At 73.6% G+C, this 17866-nt stretch carries 12 protein-coding genes; 7 read left to right on the forward strand and 5 right to left on the reverse strand.

Going from position 1 to position 17866, the window contains the following annotated elements; all coding sequences use genetic code 11:
- Window positions 1-94: 94 nt before the first annotated feature.
- Together MXD62_RS20325 and MXD62_RS20330 are read right to left on the reverse strand one after the other, a co-directional pair.
- A complete protein-coding gene (locus MXD62_RS20325) occupies window positions 95-514 on the reverse strand; it encodes a globin (RefSeq protein ID WP_020462784.1) in 420 nt (139 codons plus the stop codon).
- A 136-nt stretch (window positions 515-650) separates the two neighbouring features.
- Entirely contained in the window at window positions 651-2330 is a 1680-nt protein-coding gene (locus MXD62_RS20330; RefSeq protein ID WP_368862423.1) for a glycoside hydrolase family 13 protein, read from the reverse strand.
- A gap of 293 nt (window positions 2331-2623) precedes the next feature.
- Here MXD62_RS20330 and MXD62_RS20335 point away from each other — a divergent pair, with 293 nt between their 5' ends.
- Window positions 2624-4861 carry a SpoIIE family protein phosphatase gene (locus MXD62_RS20335; RefSeq protein WP_248831104.1) on the forward strand — a complete coding sequence of 746 codons (2238 nt, stop codon included), beginning with the start codon at window positions 2624-2626 and terminating at the stop codon, window positions 4859-4861.
- A 42-nt stretch (window positions 4862-4903) separates the two neighbouring features.
- Here the strand turns inward: MXD62_RS20335 and MXD62_RS20340 are convergent, their stop codons facing one another.
- Together MXD62_RS20340 and MXD62_RS20345 are read right to left on the reverse strand one after the other, a co-directional pair.
- Entirely contained in the window at window positions 4904-6637 is a 1734-nt protein-coding gene (locus MXD62_RS20340) for an SDR family oxidoreductase (protein ID WP_248831105.1), read from the reverse strand.
- 58 nt (window positions 6638-6695) lie between these two features.
- Window positions 6696-7217 (reverse strand): HNH endonuclease, encoded by a 522-nt coding sequence (locus MXD62_RS20345; RefSeq protein ID WP_020462780.1) that lies wholly within the window; start codon window positions 7215-7217, stop codon window positions 6696-6698.
- Between the two features lie 548 nt (window positions 7218-7765).
- Between MXD62_RS20345 and MXD62_RS20350 the strand changes: the two genes are divergently transcribed.
- From MXD62_RS20350 to MXD62_RS20375, 6 genes are all read left to right on the forward strand, one after another.
- Window positions 7766-9043, forward strand: coding sequence for a mechanosensitive ion channel family protein (locus MXD62_RS20350; protein ID WP_248831130.1), 1278 nt, complete (start codon window positions 7766-7768; stop codon window positions 9041-9043).
- Window positions 9044-9127: 84 nt separating this feature from the next.
- Window positions 9128-9868 carry a response regulator transcription factor gene (locus tag MXD62_RS20355; RefSeq protein WP_248831106.1) on the forward strand — a complete coding sequence of 247 codons (741 nt, stop codon included), beginning with the start codon at window positions 9128-9130 and terminating at the stop codon, window positions 9866-9868.
- The gene (locus MXD62_RS20360; protein ID WP_248831107.1) at window positions 9865-11787 is read left to right on the forward strand and encodes a HAMP domain-containing sensor histidine kinase; all 1923 of its coding nucleotides are present in this window, start codon (window positions 9865-9867) and stop codon (window positions 11785-11787) included. The genes MXD62_RS20355 and MXD62_RS20360 overlap by 4 nt, the downstream gene beginning before the upstream one ends.
- Window positions 11784-14186 carry a 4-alpha-glucanotransferase gene (malQ, locus tag MXD62_RS20365; RefSeq protein WP_248831108.1) on the forward strand — a complete coding sequence of 801 codons (2403 nt, stop codon included), beginning with the start codon at window positions 11784-11786 and terminating at the stop codon, window positions 14184-14186. The genes MXD62_RS20360 and malQ overlap by 4 nt, the downstream gene beginning before the upstream one ends.
- A 229-nt stretch (window positions 14187-14415) precedes the next feature.
- Window positions 14416-14724 carry a hypothetical protein gene (locus tag MXD62_RS20370; RefSeq protein ID WP_235014288.1) on the forward strand — a complete coding sequence of 103 codons (309 nt, stop codon included), beginning with the start codon at window positions 14416-14418 and terminating at the stop codon, window positions 14722-14724.
- Complete coding sequence (locus MXD62_RS20375; protein ID WP_248831109.1) at window positions 14711-15106, forward strand: DUF5130 family protein; 396 nt, start codon at window positions 14711-14713, stop codon at window positions 15104-15106. Before MXD62_RS20370 ends, MXD62_RS20375 begins: the two co-directional genes overlap by 14 nt.
- On the opposite strand, the gene pepN is transcribed toward MXD62_RS20375, so the two are convergent.
- Window positions 15052-17682: an aminopeptidase N gene (pepN, locus tag MXD62_RS20380; protein ID WP_248831110.1), complete on the reverse strand. Its 2631-nt coding sequence runs from the start codon at window positions 17680-17682 to the stop codon at window positions 15052-15054. The two genes, MXD62_RS20375 and pepN, sit on opposite strands and share 55 nt — an antisense overlap.
- Window positions 17683-17866: the final 184 nt, after the last annotated feature.

Here is a 17866-nt window from a genome sequence, read left to right on the forward strand (position 1 = left end):
GGGGGCCCCCCGGGGCGCGGGCTCCCCCCCCGCCCCCCCCCCCCCGCGACGCGTGGGCCCCGGACCTGGCGATGGCACCCGGGTGGACGAAGGGTCAGCCCGGGCGGTTCTGTAGGGAGTTCGCGGCCATCAGCAGGTAGTCCCAGAGCTGGGCACGGTGTTCCGGGGCGAGGCCGAGGCTGTCGACCGCGGATTCCATGATGCGCAGCCAGGCGTCCCGCTCGGCCGGGCCGATCGCGAACGGCACGTGCCGCATCCGCAGCCGGGGATGGCCGCGCTGCTCGCTGTACGTCGTCGGCCCGCCCCAGTACTGGATGAGGAACAGCCGCAGCCGCTCCTCGGCCGCCGCCAGATCCTCGTCGGGGTAGAGCGGCCGGAGCACCGGGTCGCTGGCCACCCCCTCGTAGAACCTGGCCACCAACGCGCGGAACGTCGCCTCGCCGCCGACGGCCTCGTAGAAGTCTGCGCGTGGTCGCGCGGGTGACGGTTGGTTCACGGGTCCATTCTGCGCCACTGGCCGGCCGCTCCCCGGCCGCGGCCCCGGCCTCGATCGACGGGACGCCCGGCCCGGTGGTGGTCGTGGCCGGGTCTTCCGAGGTGAGCGGTTCGACGGGCGGTGGACGTCCGCCGTGCGGCGGTAGCCAGGTAGGTCAACCCGAACGGGGGATGACCCATGCGGTGGTGTCCGGCGGCAGGACGAGCGTCGCGCCGTCGTAGCCGACTGGCCCGCTCGCCAGCACCAGCCGGCCGGCGATCTCCAGGCGTATCTCGCTCCGCGTGGCCATCACACAGGTCAGGGCGCCGGCGGCGGACGTCCGGTCGAAGGCCAGGCAGTCCGCGGGCAGATCGTCCCGCCAGCGGAACCCGGGCCGCGTGCCTGCCGGCCGCCCCGGCTCGCCCGAGTGCCCCGGCCCGCCCGGCTCGGCCGCGCCGCCCGGCTCGGCCGCGCCGCCCGGCCCGGCTGGTCCGCCGAGGAAGGGGAGCGCGCGGCGTAGTGCCAGTGCGCCGCGGACGAGCACCCTGGTCGACATCGGATCCACGGACTGGGCGGACGCGGTCAGCGTCGCCCAGTCGGGCGGTTGCGGGAGCCACGGCTCGGCTGCCCCGGCGCTGAACTCGTACGGAGGCGTGTCGCCGGACCACGGCAACGGCACCCGTGCGCCGTCCCGGCCGGGCGAGGTGCGGCCGGACCGTTCCCAGACCGGGTCCTGGCGGGCCTCGGGCGGGACGTCGACCTGCGGCAGGCCGAGCTCGTCACCCTGGTACAGGTAGACCGTGCCGGGCAGCGCCAGCAGCGTCAGCAGCGCCGCCCGGGCCCGGCGCAGGCCGGTCTCGCCGCCGCCGTAGCGGCTGACCGGACGGACGACGTCGTGGTTGGCCAGCACCCAGGTCGGTGGCGCGCAGACGGCGGCTGTCGCGGCCCGGGCGGCATCGATCGCCGCCCGCCACGCCGGGGCGGAGAACGGCGCGTACAGCAGCGAGAACGTGAAGGTCAGGTGCAGCTCGTCGGGACGGACGTACCGGGCGAGGCGTCCCGGGTCGGCGACCCAGGTCTCGCCGACGAGCACCCGCTGTCGGCCGTCGCGCCGGTCGTGGGCGTCGACGATCGCCCGCCACTCGCGGTAGATCTCGTGGACGCCGTCCTGATCCCACGCGTGCGGCTCGATCTCCTCCCGGAAGCCGGTCTCCGGCGTGGGGAGCGCACCGGTCGGATGGTCGCGCAGCTCGCCGTCCTTGACCAGGCCGTGCGAGACGTCGATCCGGAAGCCGTCGACCCCCCGGTCGAGCCAGAATCGGATGATCTCGGCGTGCGCCGCCCGCACCCGCGGATGCTGCCAGTTCCAGTCCGGCTGCTCCGGGGCGAACAGGTGCAGGTACCACTGGCCGTCCGGAACCCTCGTCCAGGCGGGGCCACCGAACACCGAGATCCAGTTGTTCGGGGGGAGCGCACCGTCCGGGCCGCGCCCGTCCCGGAAAAGGTAGAGGTCCCGCTCCGGCGCGCCCGGTCCGGCCGCGAGCGCCGTCTGGAAGGCGGGGTGCGCGCTGCTGGAGTGGTTCGGGACCAGGTCGACGACGACTTTCAGGCCGGCCTCGTGGGCGTCGCGCAGCAGCGCGTCGACGTCCGAGAGAGTGCCGAACAAGGGGTCGACGTCGGTGTGGTCGGCCACGTCGTAGCCGTGATCGGCCATGGGGGAGCGGTAGAAGGGGCTGACCCAGATGCCGTCGACGCCCAGGTCGGCGAGGTCGGGCAGGCGCCGGCGGATGCCCTCGATGTCGCCGACCCCGTCGCCGTCGGCGTCGGCGAAGCTGCGGACGTAGACCTCGTACATCACGGCGTCGTGCCACCACGCCGAGTAATCGGTCTCCTTGGTTCCCGCTGGTGGCGCGGCCGGGCCGGAGCGGCCGCCGGGCTGCCCGGGTTCGCCCGCACGGTATGTGACAACGGGATCCATGCCAGCATCAAACCCTCTCAGCGGGCATGAAGTAAACGGGATGCTCCGGTTACGGAAAGTGTCCGTCGAGCGGCTCGGCGGGCGCGATGTCCGACTCTCGAACTACACTTCCGCGAGTGGATGACGTCACTGTCCGTTATGGTGTGCTTCCTGGGGGTGGATGTGTCCCGGTGGCTAAACGTCCCCTCGGCGCCGCGGCCGATCCGGTCGAGGCGTCCGGACGGGCGACATCCGGACCGGCGACGTCCGGGCGGGCGGCGTCCGGATGGGAGAGTCGAGGCCCGGTGATCGACACGGAGTCCCGCTCGGCGGGCTGGGCCGCCACGACGGCCACGGTTGGCCGCGCCATCGTCCGCGAGCTGTCGAGTACCCGGCGCCGGCGCCGCGCGCACGTCACCGAGGAGGCGACGCTCGAGCAGCTGTCGTTCCTCGCCGACGCGAGCCTGGTCCTGAGCAGCTCGCTCGACCCGCAGCGGATCATCGACATGATCGCATCCCTGGTTGTGCCCCGGATGGGCGACGCGGCCGTGGTCTGGCTTCGCGGCGACGGGGACAGCATTCGGATCGCCGGGTCGCGCTTCCTCGACCCGAAGACGGCGGACTTCGTCCGGGCCGTCGTCCAGATCCACCCGCCGACAGCCACCGAGGACATCCCGCCGGGCGTCGTCATCCGGACCGGCCAGTCGTACTACGTGCCCCGTTACACCGAGGACGTCGTCCGCCGACTGTTCCCCGGCGAGGCCGTTGAGCGGTTCGGGGAGATCCAGGCAGGCGCCGCGATCACCGTGCCGATGTACGCCCGGGGGAGGGTGTTCGGCGCGCTGACGGTCGGCCGGCGCGAATCCGTCGAGTACACCGCGCTCGACATCCGCCTCATCGAGGAGCTGGCCCGGCGCGGCGGCACCGCGCTCGACAACGCGCAGCTCTTCCGGGACGTCGAGGAGTCCGCGCTGACACTGCAGCGCTCGATGCTTCCCGCGCACCCACCGGCCCTGGACGGCATGGAGATCGCGATGGAGTACCGGCCCGGCACGGCCGGCACGGAGGTCGGCGGGGACCTCTACGACGTCATCCCGCTGCCCGGCGGGCGGGTCGGCGTGGCGATCGGTGACGTGATGGGCCGTGGCCTGCACGCGGCCGCGGTGATGGGCCAGCTGCGGGCCGCGCTGCGGGCGTACGCGCTGGAGGACTGGGGGCCCGCCGAGCTGCTGGCCCGGCTCGACCGGGTTGTCGACTCGCTGCCCGGCCTGCAGATGGCCACCTCCATGTACGCGGTGTACGACCCCTACTCCGGCCGGATGACGATCGCGAGCGCGGGCCATCCGCCGCCACTGTTGCTGCTGCCCGACGAGGAGCCGGACTACCTCGTGCTCGAGCCCGGGCTCCCGCTCGGGACGGGTGAGCAGGGCACCTTCTCCGAGCTGACCGTCTCGCTCCCGGCCGGCTCGGCGTTCGTGATGTTCACCGACGGCCTGGTGGAGTCCCGGCGCCGGCCGCTCGCGGACGGCCTGGAGCACCTGAGGTCGGGCCTGGGCGAGCAGATTGCCCGTCCGCGCGCCGTTCGGGCGTTCGCGCCGCCTGCGGGTGATCCGCCCGCGGACGCGGCGCCTGCCACGGGTGATCTGTCCGCGGGCGCGGTGCCCGCCGCGGGTGATCCGCCCGCGGACGTCGTGGCGCTGACGGCCTCCGCGCCGGCTGCGACCTCCGCGCCGGCCGCCGCGGCTGGCGGAGCCATGGTCACGCCGGAGCGGCGGATCAGGGAGCGGCGGTCGGGCCGGGACCGCCGCGGGGGCTACCGCAGGACGCGGGCGAGCGGTGACCGCCGCCGCACCGGCGGTGGCTTCGCGGCCCGCAGCTGGTCCGGCCCGGACGCGGTGAGCGGCAGCGGATCGGGCCCGAGCGAGGAGACCGCCCGGACCCTGCTCGAGCGCTGCCTGCTGGCCGCGGATCTCCCGCCGCGCACGGACGACGACATAGCGCTGCTCGCGCTGGTCACCCGGCAGCTGCGCCCGCCGCTGCTCCAGCTTGCGCTGCCCGCCGTCGCCGCATCGGCCGGACAGGCCCGCACGGCCGTCCGGTGCTCGCTGCTCGACGCCGGGATCGGATCACTCGACGACGCGATCCTGCTGGTCAGCGAGGTGGTCACCAACGCGGTGCTGCACGCGCGCAGCGATCTCGTGCTGCGGGCCACCCTGGAACCCGGGCGGCTGCGGGTGAGCGTCGAGGACAGGGAGGGCACCGCCCTGCCCCGGCCCGGCGGCAACTCCCCGGACGATCCGGAGGCCGAGCACGGCTGGGGCCTGCTCCTCGTCGAGGCGCTCGCGCAGGCCTGGGGAGTCGAGACGACACCGGACGGCAAGCGCGTCTGGTTCGAGATGGAGATCCCCGACGAGGCCGACCACACCTGAGACCACACCTGAGGACGAGGCGGTGTGCCGGCCGGTGGCCGGTCACCGGCCGGCCGGCGTGGTCGGCTCGATCGAAGTCGGCTCGATCGAAGTCGACTCCGTCGGGGCCGCCGCAGCCGGGGCCGCCGCAGCCGGCGCGGCCGCGGCCGGGGCGGATTCGGCCCGGCGGACGATGGTGCGCAGCATCCCGCCGAAGACCACGGCGTGGAACGGGCTGACGGCCCGCCAGTAGAGGTGGCCCGGCAGCCCGCGCGGCAGGAACAGCGCCCGCTGCCGGTAGACCGTCCCGCCGTCGGGGCCGCCTGGCTCGACGCGCAGCTCGAGCCAGGCGTGGCCGGGCAGCCTCATCTCGGCGCGCAGGCGCAGCAGCCGTCCGGGGACCAGCTCCTCGACCCGCCACAGGTCGATCGCCTCCCCGGTGCGCAGGTGGGCGGGGTCGCGCCGGCCGCGGCGGTGCCCGACCCCGCCGACGAGTGTGTCGAGCCATCCGCGCGCCGACCACGCCAGCGGCCAGCTGTACCAGCCGTTCTCGCCGCCGATCCCCTCGATGACCCGCCACAGGCGCCCCGCCGGCGCGGCCACGGCCTTCGACCGCTCGTCGGTGTAGAGCGAGCTCCCGGCCCAGGCCGGATCGGTCGGGACGGGCTCGCCTGGCGGAGTGCCGCCAGCCAGGATTCCGTTGGACGGGGCGTTGTCCGGCGAGCCGCCGTCCGCCGCGGTCCGGACGTCGGCCGCGACCGGGCGGTGCCCGTGGCGGCCGGCCCGGTCGGCGGAGAGGTACGCGGCGACCTCGGGGAACGGCGCGGCGAGCGGGCTGCCCGGCCAGACCGCAGTCGACCACCGGGTCTCCACCGTCCGGTCGCGCACCCGCGCCAGCGCGTAGGCGACCGCGGTCTCGAACGGCAGCAGCCCCTCGGGCGGGTCCGGCACCCACCGCGCGATGTCGTGCTCGCCGACGACGACCTCCGTCCGCAGCGAGCGGACCAGCGGCCGCGCGATCGCCCGGGGGACCGGCGTCACCACCCCGACCCACAGCGACGACAGGCCGGGGGAGAGCACCGGCACCCGGATGATCACTCGGCGACGCAGGCCCTCGACCGCCGCGAAACGCTGCATCATGTCGGCGTAGGTCAGGACGTCCGGCCCGCCGATGTCGAACGAGCGGTTGATCTCGGTCGGCAGCTGGAGACATCCGATGAGGTAGTGCAGGACGTCCCGGACGGCGATCGGCTGGATGCGGGTCCGCACCCAGCGTGGGGTGAGCATCACCGGCAGCCGCTCGGTGAGGTGGCGCAGCATCTCGAACGACGCGCTGCCGCTGCCGATGATGATCGCGGCGCGCAGCACGACCGTGGGCACCCCGGAGTCGAGCAGGATCCGCGCGACCTCCTGCCGGGACGCCAGGTGCGCCGACATGCCGATGCCGGTGGCCGGGCTCAGCCCACCCAGGTAGATGATCCGCCGGACGCCGGCGGCCCGCGCCGCCCGCGCGAACGCCGCGGCCGCCCGGCGGTCGACGGCCGAGAAGTCGCCGCCGGTGTCGATCGAGTGGATCAGGTAGTAGGCGACGTCGACATCCTCCATCGCCGCGCGCAGCGACTCCGGGTCGAGGGCGTCGGCACGGACCACCTCGATGTCGGGATGCCGGGCCCAGCCGACGTCGGACAGCCGCGCCGGATCACGGGTCATGCAACGGACGTGATGGCCCTGGCCGAGCAGGCGGGGTGCCAGCCGACCACCGATATACCCGGTCGCACCGGTGACGAGTATGCGCACCCCGGGTACCTGCCCCGGCCTGGCGGCGGGTACCGCCCCACAGGCCGGGTGGGACGGGTCAGGCGCTCGCGGCCTCGGAGACGTCCCCCACCGTGCTCAGGTACCGCGACCACCGCGGGTCCATGCGACGGGACCCCAGAATGCGCCAGGCGGCTCCGCTCGGCGCTCTGGGCGCCGTGCGAAGCCGCCAACCGAGGTCCGCGACGGCCCGGTCGGCTTTGACATGGTTGCAGCGGCCGCAGGCCGCCACGACGTTCTCCCATACGTGTGGCCCGCCGCGAGAGCGGGGGATCACGTGATCCAGTGATGTCGCCGGGGCGTTGCAGTACACGCACCGGTGATGGTCGCGTGCCAGTACACCCTTGCGGGTGAGTGGAATCTGTGAACGGTAGGGCACGCGCACGAACCGTGCCAACCGCACGACGATCGGAACCTCGACTGCGGCCGTCGTCGAACGCAGCACCTGGCCGGCGGATTCGACCATCACGGCCTTGTCGGTCAGAACGAGCACCAGTGCTCTTCTTTGTGACACCACGCACAGAGGCTCGTACGTGGCATTGAGAACCAGCGCCTCTGCCACGCGCCGACCTCCTGCCCACCCGAGGGTCCTCGCGGACCGTCCTACCCAGCGTCTCCGGTGACAATGGACAGTCAACCTTCTTCGGCGGCAGAACGCGAGCCTGTTTGCATGGTCATCCGTCCCGGCAAAGCGTCGATGTGCATATCCGGCGTGGTTTGTGACGAACAACAACCTCATTCGACTGTGTGTCGTGACCGAAAAATTACACTGTGCGACTGGCTGTCGGGTCGTGTCCGTGTGTGGCCGACACGGGGGTGCCCGCCGGTCCGGGTCCGCCGATGGGCAAGACTGGCAAGGTCGACTCGGCGCTGCGCCAGCTCGCTGTGCGGGCTATGGAGCGCCGCCGGGGGATGGGTGCCGGCCGCCTTGCCGCGGCCCGGCCGGGGGGCTTCCAGACGCACACGGCGTCCGATCGGCGTCGATCCGACTGAGAGACCTGCTTACGGAGGATGGCCGGCGTTGTGTCCATCTCACGTGTCCCGTTTGGTGCTGTCCCGTTCGGTGGCGTGCCCGCCGAACCGGTCGCGGCCGGGCTGCCCCCGGCGGTCATGGGCGCGGAGCCGTCCCTGCTGGCTCAGCCCGTGATCCCGATGCTCGGCGCGATCCTGTCGCCCACCGCCGCACCGACGGCCGCGGCGACGGTCTCGCCCAGCCCCATACCCTCGGTGTCGATCTCGCCCGGTCCGACGACGGATCCGTTCGTCTCGATCGAGGGCGTCGCGAACGCGCTGCGGGACGCCTGCGGCACGGACCCCGGCCTCATGTGCCGCACCGTGTACGACGCCACGCACAGTAACTATCTTGCGTCCGGTGCCGAGGTGTTCCTCGGCACGCCGATCAAGATTTCGCTGATTCTGCTGCTCGCGATGGTGATCCGCACGCTGCTGCACCGGTTCATCCGGCGGACCACCGAACGGGCCGCTTCGGGGCGCAGCACAGGCGTGATGCGCGGGCTGCGCTCGAACACCCTGCTGGGCGCATTCGGTGATCCGACGGTTCTGCTCGAGCGCCGGCGCCAGCGCGCCGGAACCGTCGGATCGCTGCTGCGCAGCGTGACGTCAATCTTTGTGTTCGGGCTGGCTTTCCTCACGATCCTCGGCGAGCTCGGCCTGAATCTCGCCCCGATCGTGGCCAGCGCCGGAGTGCTCGGCATCGCCGTCGGTTTCGGCGCGCAGAACCTCGTGCGCGACTTCCTGTCGGGCATGTTCATGCTGCTGGAGGACCAGTACGGCGTCGGTGACGTGATCGACGTCGGCCCGGTCTCGGGCACCGTCGAGGCGGTGAGCCTGCGGATGACCCGGTTGCGTGACGTCGAGGGAACGGTCTGGTACGTCCGCAACGGCGAGATAACCCGGGTCGGAAACAAGAGCCAACAGTGGGCCCGTGCCGTTCTCGACGTCCCGCTCGACTACGACACCGAGGTCGCCGCCGCGAAACGGGTGCTCGTCCGGACGGCCGACAAGCTGTGGAAGGACGAGGCCTGGTCGGGCCTGATCCTCGCCGAGCCGGAGGTCTGGGGCATGGAGACCATGACCGCGGACGGCTACACACTGCGGATCGCCATCAAGACCCAGCCGCTCAAGCAGTGGGACGTCGCCCGCGAACTGCGGGAGCGGGTCCGGGCGTCGCTCGGCCGGGCCGGGATCGAGCTCGGCACCGTCCAGCGCAGCGAGGTCGTGGTCGTCGACGACGATGACGACGACAAGCCCGCCGAGGAGGAGGAGACGCCGGGCAGCACCGGCGGCTCGCCGGGCCAGGGCACGGACGACCTGCCGACGCCCAGGATCGATCCGCCCGCGCCGGCCCGTTCCGGGCACAGCGCCTGAAGCTGGGCTGAGGATCAGGCAAGGTCTTGCTGAGATGCGCGTCCGGAGCCTGGAACTGTCGGGCGAGCGGGGCAGACTGGAGCCGTGCGAGTACTGGTGGTGGACGACGACGCGGCCGTCCGCGAGTCGCTGGAGCGGTCGCTGAGGTTCGAGGGCTACGAGGTGCGCACGGCGCCCGACGGGGTCGCCGCGCTGGAGGTGGTGGCGCGCGACCAGCTGGACATCGTCGTCCTCGACGTGATGATGCCGCGGATGGACGGCCTGGAGACCTGCCGCCGGCTGCGGGCGCGCGGTGACGACGTGCCCGTCCTCATGCTGACCGCCCGCGACGGGCTGGCCGACCGGGTCAGCGGCCTCGACGTGGGCGCCGACGACTACCTGGTGAAGCCCTTCGCGTTGGAGGAGCTGTTCGCCCGGCTGCGGGCGCTGATCCGGCGGTCCACCCTCGTGACGCGGGCCGGCGCGGGCCAGGGCCTCGCGCAGGGCTCCGAGCCGGGCCAGGGCGTCCCCGCCGCGCTGTCGTACGCGGGGGTGACGCTCGACCCGGCGAGCCGCCAGGTCCTGCGGGAGGGCCGGGAGCTGACGCTGACCAAGACCGAGTTCGAGCTGCTCGAGCTGTTCCTGACCCATCCGCGCCAGGTCCTCTCCCGATCGATGATCATGGAGAAGGTCTGGGGCTACGACTTCGGACCCTCCTCGAACTCCCTGGAGGTGTTCGTGAGCTACCTGCGGCGCAAGCTCGAGGCCGGCGGTGAGCCACGGCTGCTGCACACGGTGCGCGGGGTGGGTTACGTCCTGCGTGAACCCGCCGCCGACCGGGTGTGACCGGGCCGGAGCAGCCGGCGAACACGCTGGTCGAGGGCCGGCGGGTGGGGGGTCCGTCGTCCCGGCCGGCGGCGTCGCGCTGGCCGAGCCGGCTCCCGCAGCTGACGCTGCGGGCCCGGATGGCGCTGCTCGCCGGGGTGGCCGTCGCCGCCGCGGTCGCCGTCGTGGTCAGCGTCGCCCTCGGCGTCACCCGGATCGTGCTGAACCAGGCGATCGATGACCAGCTCCTGGAACAGGCCAAGGCGTCGGCCGGCAACCTGCAGGCGAGCCAGATCAGCGTCCGGGCTCTGAACTTCGGCATGGAACTGCAGTTTCTCGACGGCGACGGAGTGCCCCTGGAGAGCGCCTTCCCGTCGCTGGAGACCTTCGCGATCCCCGTCGACGCGATCGACACCGAGGTCGCGCGGGGCCTGCGTGGCAAGAACCTGCGCACCGTCACGGTCGAGGGCCAGCGGTACCGGGTGGCCACCGTCCCGCTGCGCTATCCGCCACCACTCACCGGCACCGGGGCCCTGCAGCTGGCCCGGTCCACCTCCGACGTGGATCGCACGCTGCGCGATCTCGGGCTGGTGCTGTTCATCGTCGGGCTGGTCGGCGTGGTCGGCTCGGTGATCGCCGGCCGCCTCGTCGCCCGTGCCTCGCTGAAACCGGTGGACGCCGCGGCGGCCGCGGCGGAGGAGGTGGCGCGTACCCAGGACCTCTCCGCCCTGATCCCGGTCACCGGCTCGGACGAGATCGCCCGGCTGGCTACCAGCCTCAACAGCATGCTGCGGGCGCTGGAGGCATCCCGGCTGCGGCAGCGCCAGCTCGTCGACGACGCCGCCCACGAGCTGCGCACGCCGCTGACCAGCCTGCGCACCAACATCGAGCTCCTGATGCGGGCGGAGACGACTCCGAACCGGGCGCTGCCCGCGGCGGACCGTGACGCGCTGCTGCGCGACGTCGACGCCCAGATGCGCGAGCTGACCGCGCTGGTCAACGAGCTGATCGAGCTGGCCCGCGACGAGGTGCCCACGGAGGAGATCGAGCGGCTCGACCTCGCCCAGGTCGTGCGGGCCGCCGCGGACCGGGCCCGGCGCCGGGCGAACACCAAGGGCATCCGGATCGAGGTGAGCGTCGAGCCGTCCCTGGTGGACGGGCGGCCGAGCCTGCTGGAGCGGGCGGTGACCAACCTGCTGGACAACGCGGTGAAGTTCAGCCCGCCGTCCTCGACCGTGCGGGTGGTCAGCCGGGCCGGCGAGGTCACCGTCGCCGACGAGGGCCCGGGCATAGCGCCGGCCGACCGGGCCCGCGTCTTCGAGCGCTTCTACCGGGCCACGGCGGCGCGCAGCCTCCCCGGCTCCGGCCTCGGCCTGGCGATCGTCGCGGACGCCGCGGCGATGCACGGCGGGACGGCCGAGGCCGCCGAGTCGCCGTCCGGCGGCGCGCTGCTGCGGATGACATTGCCCTGCGTGGCGGCCTGGGAGCGGGGGGTTCCCTGGGACGGCGACGATCCCGTCGGGTACGGCGGGTTCGTCTCCGACGGCGGGACCGCCGGCGCGAACGGCTCCCTTTCGGTAGATGGCCCTCCTCCGATGGGCGGCCCTCTGCCCATGGGCGGCTTCGCTCCGGCGGGCGGAGCCGCGCCCGTGGGCGTCTCCCCGACGCGCTCCGGGCCCGCGGCTGCGGACGCGGCTGCGGACGCGGACGCGGACTCGCCGTGGCGGCGGCCGGCCGGCGGCTCCGCAGCGGCCGCCGAAGCGGAGCAGGCGGTGGCCGAGAGAGCGGAGAAGGCAGAACAGACGGCAGAGCGGGCGGCTGGGCGGAAGGCGGGCGGGGCAGGCGCGGGCGGTCCGGCCACGGCGCCCGGCGTTGGCGCGAAGCGGTCCGGGGGGCGTTCGACGGTCCGCCCGGGGCAGCGGGCAGGATCAGGTCCGTGACGTCCGCGACCGAGCGCCCCGACCAGCCCGCCGCGCCCCCCGCTGCTACCGCGCCGCCTACCACTGCGGCGCCGTCCACCGCCGCACCGTCCACCGCCGCACCGTCAGCCGGCGGCGCGGTCGGAGACGGTGGGCAGCCGGGTCCGGCGTCGGTCTGGTCCGGGCTCGGTGACCTCGCGGCCCTCGCCGCCGAGTTCGGGGTGGCCACGTCCTACGACGGGCAGGACGGCACGCCGGTCACGGTGCAGCCGACGGCCGTCCGGGCGGCGCTGGGCCTGCTCGGCGTCGACCCGTCGGACCCGGCCGTCGCGCTCGCCGGGGCACGCGAGGCGCGTCGGCGGCGCCCGCTGCCCCCGTGCGCGGTCGTCCGGGCGCAGGCCCCCGCGCCGGTCGCCGTGCACGTGCCGGATGCCGCCGCGGACGCCGTCACCGCCGAGGCCGTGCTGGCCGGCGGGGAGAGCGTGCCGCTGTCGGTCGGGCTGCGCGGCACCGTCGGGGAGGTCGACGGCCGTGCCGTCCGCGCGGGCACGGTGGACCTGCCCTCCGGCCTGCCGCTCGGGGATCACCGCCTGCGGCTGAGCTTCGGCGGGAGCACCGCCGAGTGTCCGCTGATCGTCGTCCCGGAGCGCGTGCCCGACTTCGCGGCCGCCCCGAGCCCGGCCGAGGCCACCGGACGGGCCTGGGGCTGGATGATCCAGCTGTACGCGCTCACCTCCGCGGGATCGTGGGGGATGGGCGACTACGCCGACCTCGCCACCCTCGCCGAGTGGTCCGCGCGTGACGGCGCCGACGTTCTGCTGGTGAACCCGCTGCACGCGGTGGCGCCGACCTTTCCGGTCGAGCCGTCGCCGTACTCGCCGGCGAGCCGCCGTTTCGTCTCACCGCTCTACCTGCGGCCCGAGCTGACCCCGGAGTACCGGCACGCCTCCGAGACGGTGCGGGCGGAGGTCGACCGGCTGGCGGGAGTCGCCCGCCGGGAGGGGATCAGGGACGGCCTGATCGACCGGGACGCGGTGTGGCGGGCCAAGCTCGCCGCCGTCGAGCTGCTGTTCACCTCGTCCGGCGGCGGGACGGGCGACGGGCCGGCCGGTGGGCAGGAGGCCGATGGCGCGCTGCGCGACTTCGCGCTCTGGTGCGCGCTCGCCGAGCGGCACGGCCGGGACTGGCGCACCTGGCCGGAGGACCTGCGCGATCCCGCCGGGCCGGCGGTCGACGCCGCGCGCGCCGAACTAGCGGACGACGCCGCGCGCGCCGAACTAGCGGACGACGCCGCGCGCGCCGAACTAGCGGAACGCGTCGCGTTCCACGTCTGGCTGCAGCGGCGGTGCGACGACCAGCTCGGCGCGGCGCAGGCCGCAGCCAGGGCGGCCGGGATGCGGGTCGGCGTCGTCCACGATCTCGCTGTCGGGGTCGATCCGGGCGGCGCGGACGCCTGGGCGATGCGCGGCGTGCTGGCCACCGGTGCCTCCGTCGGCGCCCCGCCGGACGGCTTCAACCAGCAGGGCCAGGACTGGGGCCTACCGCCGTGGCGGCCCGACGTCCTCGCGGAGAGCGGGTATGCCCCGTTCCGGGCGATGGTCGCCGCGGTGCTGTCCCGGGGCGGCGGGCTTCGGGTGGATCACATCCTCGGGCTGTTCCGCCTGTGGTGGGTCCCGGACGGCGCCGGCGCCGCCGGCGGCACCTTCGTCCGCTACGACGCCGAGGCGCTGCTGGGGCTGCTCGCCCTCGAGGCGCACCGGGCCGGCGCCCTGGTCGTCGGTGAGGATCTCGGCACCGTCGAACCGTCGGTGGCCGAGGCGCTCGACGGCGCCGGGATCTTCGGCTCCTCGGTGCTGTGGTTCGAGCAGGCGGCGGACGGCTCCCCGCGCCCGCCGCGCGAGTACCGGGCCCGGACCATGGCCAGTGTGACCACGCATGACCTGCCCACCGCCGCCGGCTTCCTCGAGGGCGAGCATGTGCGCGTGCGTGCGCGGCTCGGCCTGCTCGCCCGCACGGAGGAGCAGGAACGCGCCGCCTGGCTCGCCGAACGCACCGGACTGCTGCGGCTGCTCGCCGACGAGGGCCTGGTGAGCCCGCCGGCGGGGGCCGTGGCGGAGGAGGATCGCCTCGATCCGGAGCTGCGTGCGGCGGCCGCGCTCGGCCTGCACGTCCTGCTCGCCCGGTCACGCGCGCGGATCGTGCTGGTCGCCCCCGGCGACGCGTTCGGCGACGTCCGCCAGCCGAACCTGCCCGGCACGGTCGACAGCTATCCGAACTGGCGGCTACCGGTCGTCGACGACGCCGGGGAGCGCGTCACCGTCGAACGGCTGATCACCGATCCCCGGTCGCGCCGGATGGTCGAGGCGCTCGGGGCGATCACCGCCGATCGGGCGGGAGCCACCACCACCCGGCGCCCCTGAAGCGCTGTGGCACGCGTCGCCGGGACACAACCGTGCTCGTCGGCGGTGTGGGCGAGCTAGCTCGCACCCCTGGGCACGGACCGTGCCAACCGTTCCCGGTACCCTTCCGGACGTGATTCCACGTCGTCCGCGCCGTACGTCTCGGCGGTCCGCCGCGGCCGGCGATCTGCCCCCGACCTCCAGGTCGGGTCGGCGGGTCGCCGCGCGCCGCGTTCTGACCGTCGCTGCGTTGTCCCTGTTCACGGTGCCCTTCCTCGCGGTGTCGGCCTCCGCGCAGGATGTGGGGACTCCCTACGACCCCGACCCGCTGTCGGCTGTCCATGCCTGGGCGCTCTACGGTGGAACGGTCATCGGCGGCTTCCTGCTGGCGTTCCTCCTCACCGCGGTGACGAGCCGGCTGAGCCGCCCGTCGCGCTACCGTCCGGGCCAGCCGTGGGAGCACGACGAGATCTGGATCGGCGCGAAGCCGGAGGACATCGAGGCGAAGCGTTCGCGGGCCGCCGTACCGGGTGCGGGTGGTGCCAGTGGCACCTGGTGAGGCATTCACCCACGAGCAGACCGAGCGGATCGAACGTGCTCGGCAGTCCGCGCAGACCCAGACCGGCATCCGCTTCGCCGTCCGCGTCGGTGCGCTGGACGGCGATCTGAAGCTCGCCGCCGAGCGGCTGCTGGGCGGCCTGGCCGATCCCCGCAACGACGAGGCGGTGCTCGTCGCCGTCTCCCCGGGGCAGCGGTTCGTCCGCGTTGTGACCACGCCGGCCGCGAAGAAGCGCATCAGCGACTCGGCCGCCGGTCTGGCGGCCCTGGCCATGACGTCCAGCTTCGCTCTCGGTGACCTGGTGGGCGGTGTGATCACCGGGCTGCGTCAGCTCTCCGACGCCGCCGGCGCGCCCGCCGCGCCGAACGGTTCCCGCCGCTGATCCCGACGGTTCCCGCCGCTGACACCGGCCGCCGGCCCCGCGGTGTCCTTCGCCCGCGCGGCGAGTGCCCGCACGAGCCCGTCCCGGCCCTCCATCAGTGCCCGGCGCAGCGCGGGCACCGGGTCCCGCTCCGCCAGGTAGGCGTCGGTCAGGTCCACCGTCGACTGCTCGATGACCCCGGACGGGAACAACATCTGGGTGATCGTCTGAGCGGTGTCGAACGAGCGGGTCTCCCAGATTCCGCCGATCTCGGCGAAGAACCGGTCGACGTACGGACGGGTCAGCTCGCGCTGGTCGGAGATCCAGAACCCGCCCATCGTGGCGACCGCCAGGTGGTTCGACAGGGCGTCCGAGTCCATGACCGCCGACCAGGCGTCCGCCTTGGCCTGCGCCGTCGGGCGGGCGCTGCGCGCGGTGGCGGCGCGCTTCTCCCCGGTGGCGGTGTTGTCCCGGGCGAGCTCCGCGTCGATCTCGGCATCGCCGTAGACCCCGCGCGCGACGAGCTGGATGAGCAGGGTCCAGCGCAGCTCGGTGTCCAGGGCGAGCCCCTGCACCACGTCGGTGCCCTCGAAGATCGCCTTGACCCGGGCGATCTGCTCGGGCTCCTCGGTCTGGGCGAAGGCGGTCGCGAAGACGAGTTGCAGGTCGCTGCCGGGCTCGGCGGAGCGCATGAGCTCCTCGGCCCGGGTGGTCAGCTCGCGCAGCGCCGCCGGGCGGTTCGCCGGGTCGCCGTAGCTGTCGACGGTGAGCGCCGCCTTGGCGACCAGCGACTGCACCACGCCGATGTCGTCCTCGGCGTCGATGCCGGACAGCACGAGCCGGACGTAGTCGCGGGCCGCGAGCTCCGCGTCGCGGGTCATGTCCCAGGCCGCCGCCCAGCACAGCGTGCGCGGCAGCGAGGCCGAGATCGTCCCGATCGAGTCGATCAGGGTCCGCAGCGACCGCTCGTCCAGCCGGACCTTGGCGTAGGTGAGGTCGTCGTCGTTGAGCACGATCAGGTCGGGCTGGCGGGCCCCGACGAGCTTCGCGACCTCGGTGATCTCCCCGACGACGTCCAGCTCGACCCGCTCGCGGCGGACGAGCGCGCCCGTGGTGTCCCGGTCGTAGAGGCCGATCGCGATCCGGTGCGGGCGCAGCGTCCGCGACGCGGTCGCGGGGGCGCTCGCCGGCTCCTGGACGACGTCGAACGAGGTGAACAGGCCCGACGAGTCGGTGGAGAACCGCGGTCGCAGCGTGTTCGCCCCGGTGGTCTCCAGCCAGTCGGCCGACCACGGGCTCAGATCCCGCCCGCTGGCCTTCTCCAGCTCGACGAGCAGGTCCTTCAGCGAGGTGTTGCCGTACTCGTACTTGCGGAAGTAGCTGCGCAGGCCGGCGAGGAACTCCTCCTGGCCCACCCACGCGACGAGCTGTTTGAGGACGGAGGCGCCCTTGGCGTAGGTGATGCCGTCGAAGTTCGTGCGCACCGCGTCCATGTCGGGGGCGTCGGCGACGATCGGGTGCGTCGAGGAGAGCTGGTCCTGGCGGTACGCCCAGCCCTTCTCCGCGTTGGCGAAGGTCGTCCAGCCGTTGGTGAAGCGGGTGGACGTCACCTGCGCCAGCACGGACACGTAGGTGGCGAAGGACTCGTTGAGCCACAGGTCGTCCCACCAGCGCATGGTCACGAGGTCGCCGAACCACATGTGCGCCATCTCGTGCAGGATCGTCTCGGCCCGCCGCTCGCGGCGTGCCTCGGTGACCTTCGCCCGGAAGACGTACTCCTCGAGGAAGGTGACGCAGCCGGCGTTCTCCATCGCGCCCGCGTTGAACTCCGGCACGAACAGCTGGTCGTACTTCCCGAACGGGTACCGGTAGTCGAAGACCCGGTGGTAGAAGTCGAAACCCTGCTTGGTGATCTCCAGGATCTCGCCCGGGTCGAGGAACTCGGCGAGCGAGCGGCGGCAGTACACCCCGAGGTCGATGCCGTCGTGGTGGTCGCGCACCTCGTGGTACGGCCCGGCGACCAGTGCGGTGATGTAGGTCGACATCACCGGGGTCGGAGCGAAGGCGGTCCGCGTCGCGCTGTCGGAGCCGGCCGTGGTGCCGGTGACCACGCTGTTGGAGATGATCCGCCAGTCGGCGGGCGCCGTCACCGCGAGGGTGAAGACGGCCTTGAGATCCGGCTGGTCGAAGCAGGTGTACATGCGGTGCGCGTCGTAGGTCTCGAACTGCGTGTAGAGGTACACGGCGCTGTCGACGGGGTCGACGAAGCGGTGCAGGCCCTCGCCGGTACGGGAGTAGGCGCACTCGGCCACGACCCGGAGCTCGTTCGTCGCGGCCAGGTCGGGCAGAGCGATCCGCCCGCCGTCGAAGACCACCGCCGGGTCCAGCGACCGGCCGTTGAGGACGACCTCGCGCACCGCCGGGGCGGCCAGCTCGACGAAGGTCGACGCGCCGGGCTCGGCGCAGGTGAACGACGCGGTGGTGCTGGACAGGAAGGTCTCGTCGCCGACCGTGAGGTCGAGCTCGACGTCGTAGGACGAGACGGCCAGCAGGCGGGCGCGCTCGCGCGCCTCGTCGCGGGTGAGGTTGTGAGGCACCCGGATCCTTTCGCAGAAACGTCGCGGAGTCGGCGAGGACGCGCGGCCACTGGGCATGCGGCCCACTGGGCCGGCGAACCACTGGACGTGCGCGCCGCGTCGCGGTCGCACGCGGCCATGACGTTGACCTCGGTGACCAGTCTCCCACGCCCGGACGCGGGTCCGGCGACGTGCGGGCCGTACG

The organism is Frankia sp. Mgl5, from assembly GCF_023242985.1.
In the GTDB taxonomy this organism is placed as follows: Bacteria; Actinomycetota; Actinomycetes; order Frankiales; family Frankiaceae; genus Parafrankia; species Parafrankia soli.

What these genes read in the sequence shown, in the direction of transcription:
- MXD62_RS20330 (WP_368862423.1), bottom strand. Translation starts at nt 2,330, where the DNA reads ATGTACGAGGTCTACGTCCGCAGCTTCGCCGACGCCGACGGCGACGGG.
- MXD62_RS20350 (WP_248831130.1), top strand. Translation starts at nt 7,766, where the DNA reads ATGGGCGCGGAGCCGTCCCTGCTGGCTCAGCCCGTGATCCCGATGCTC.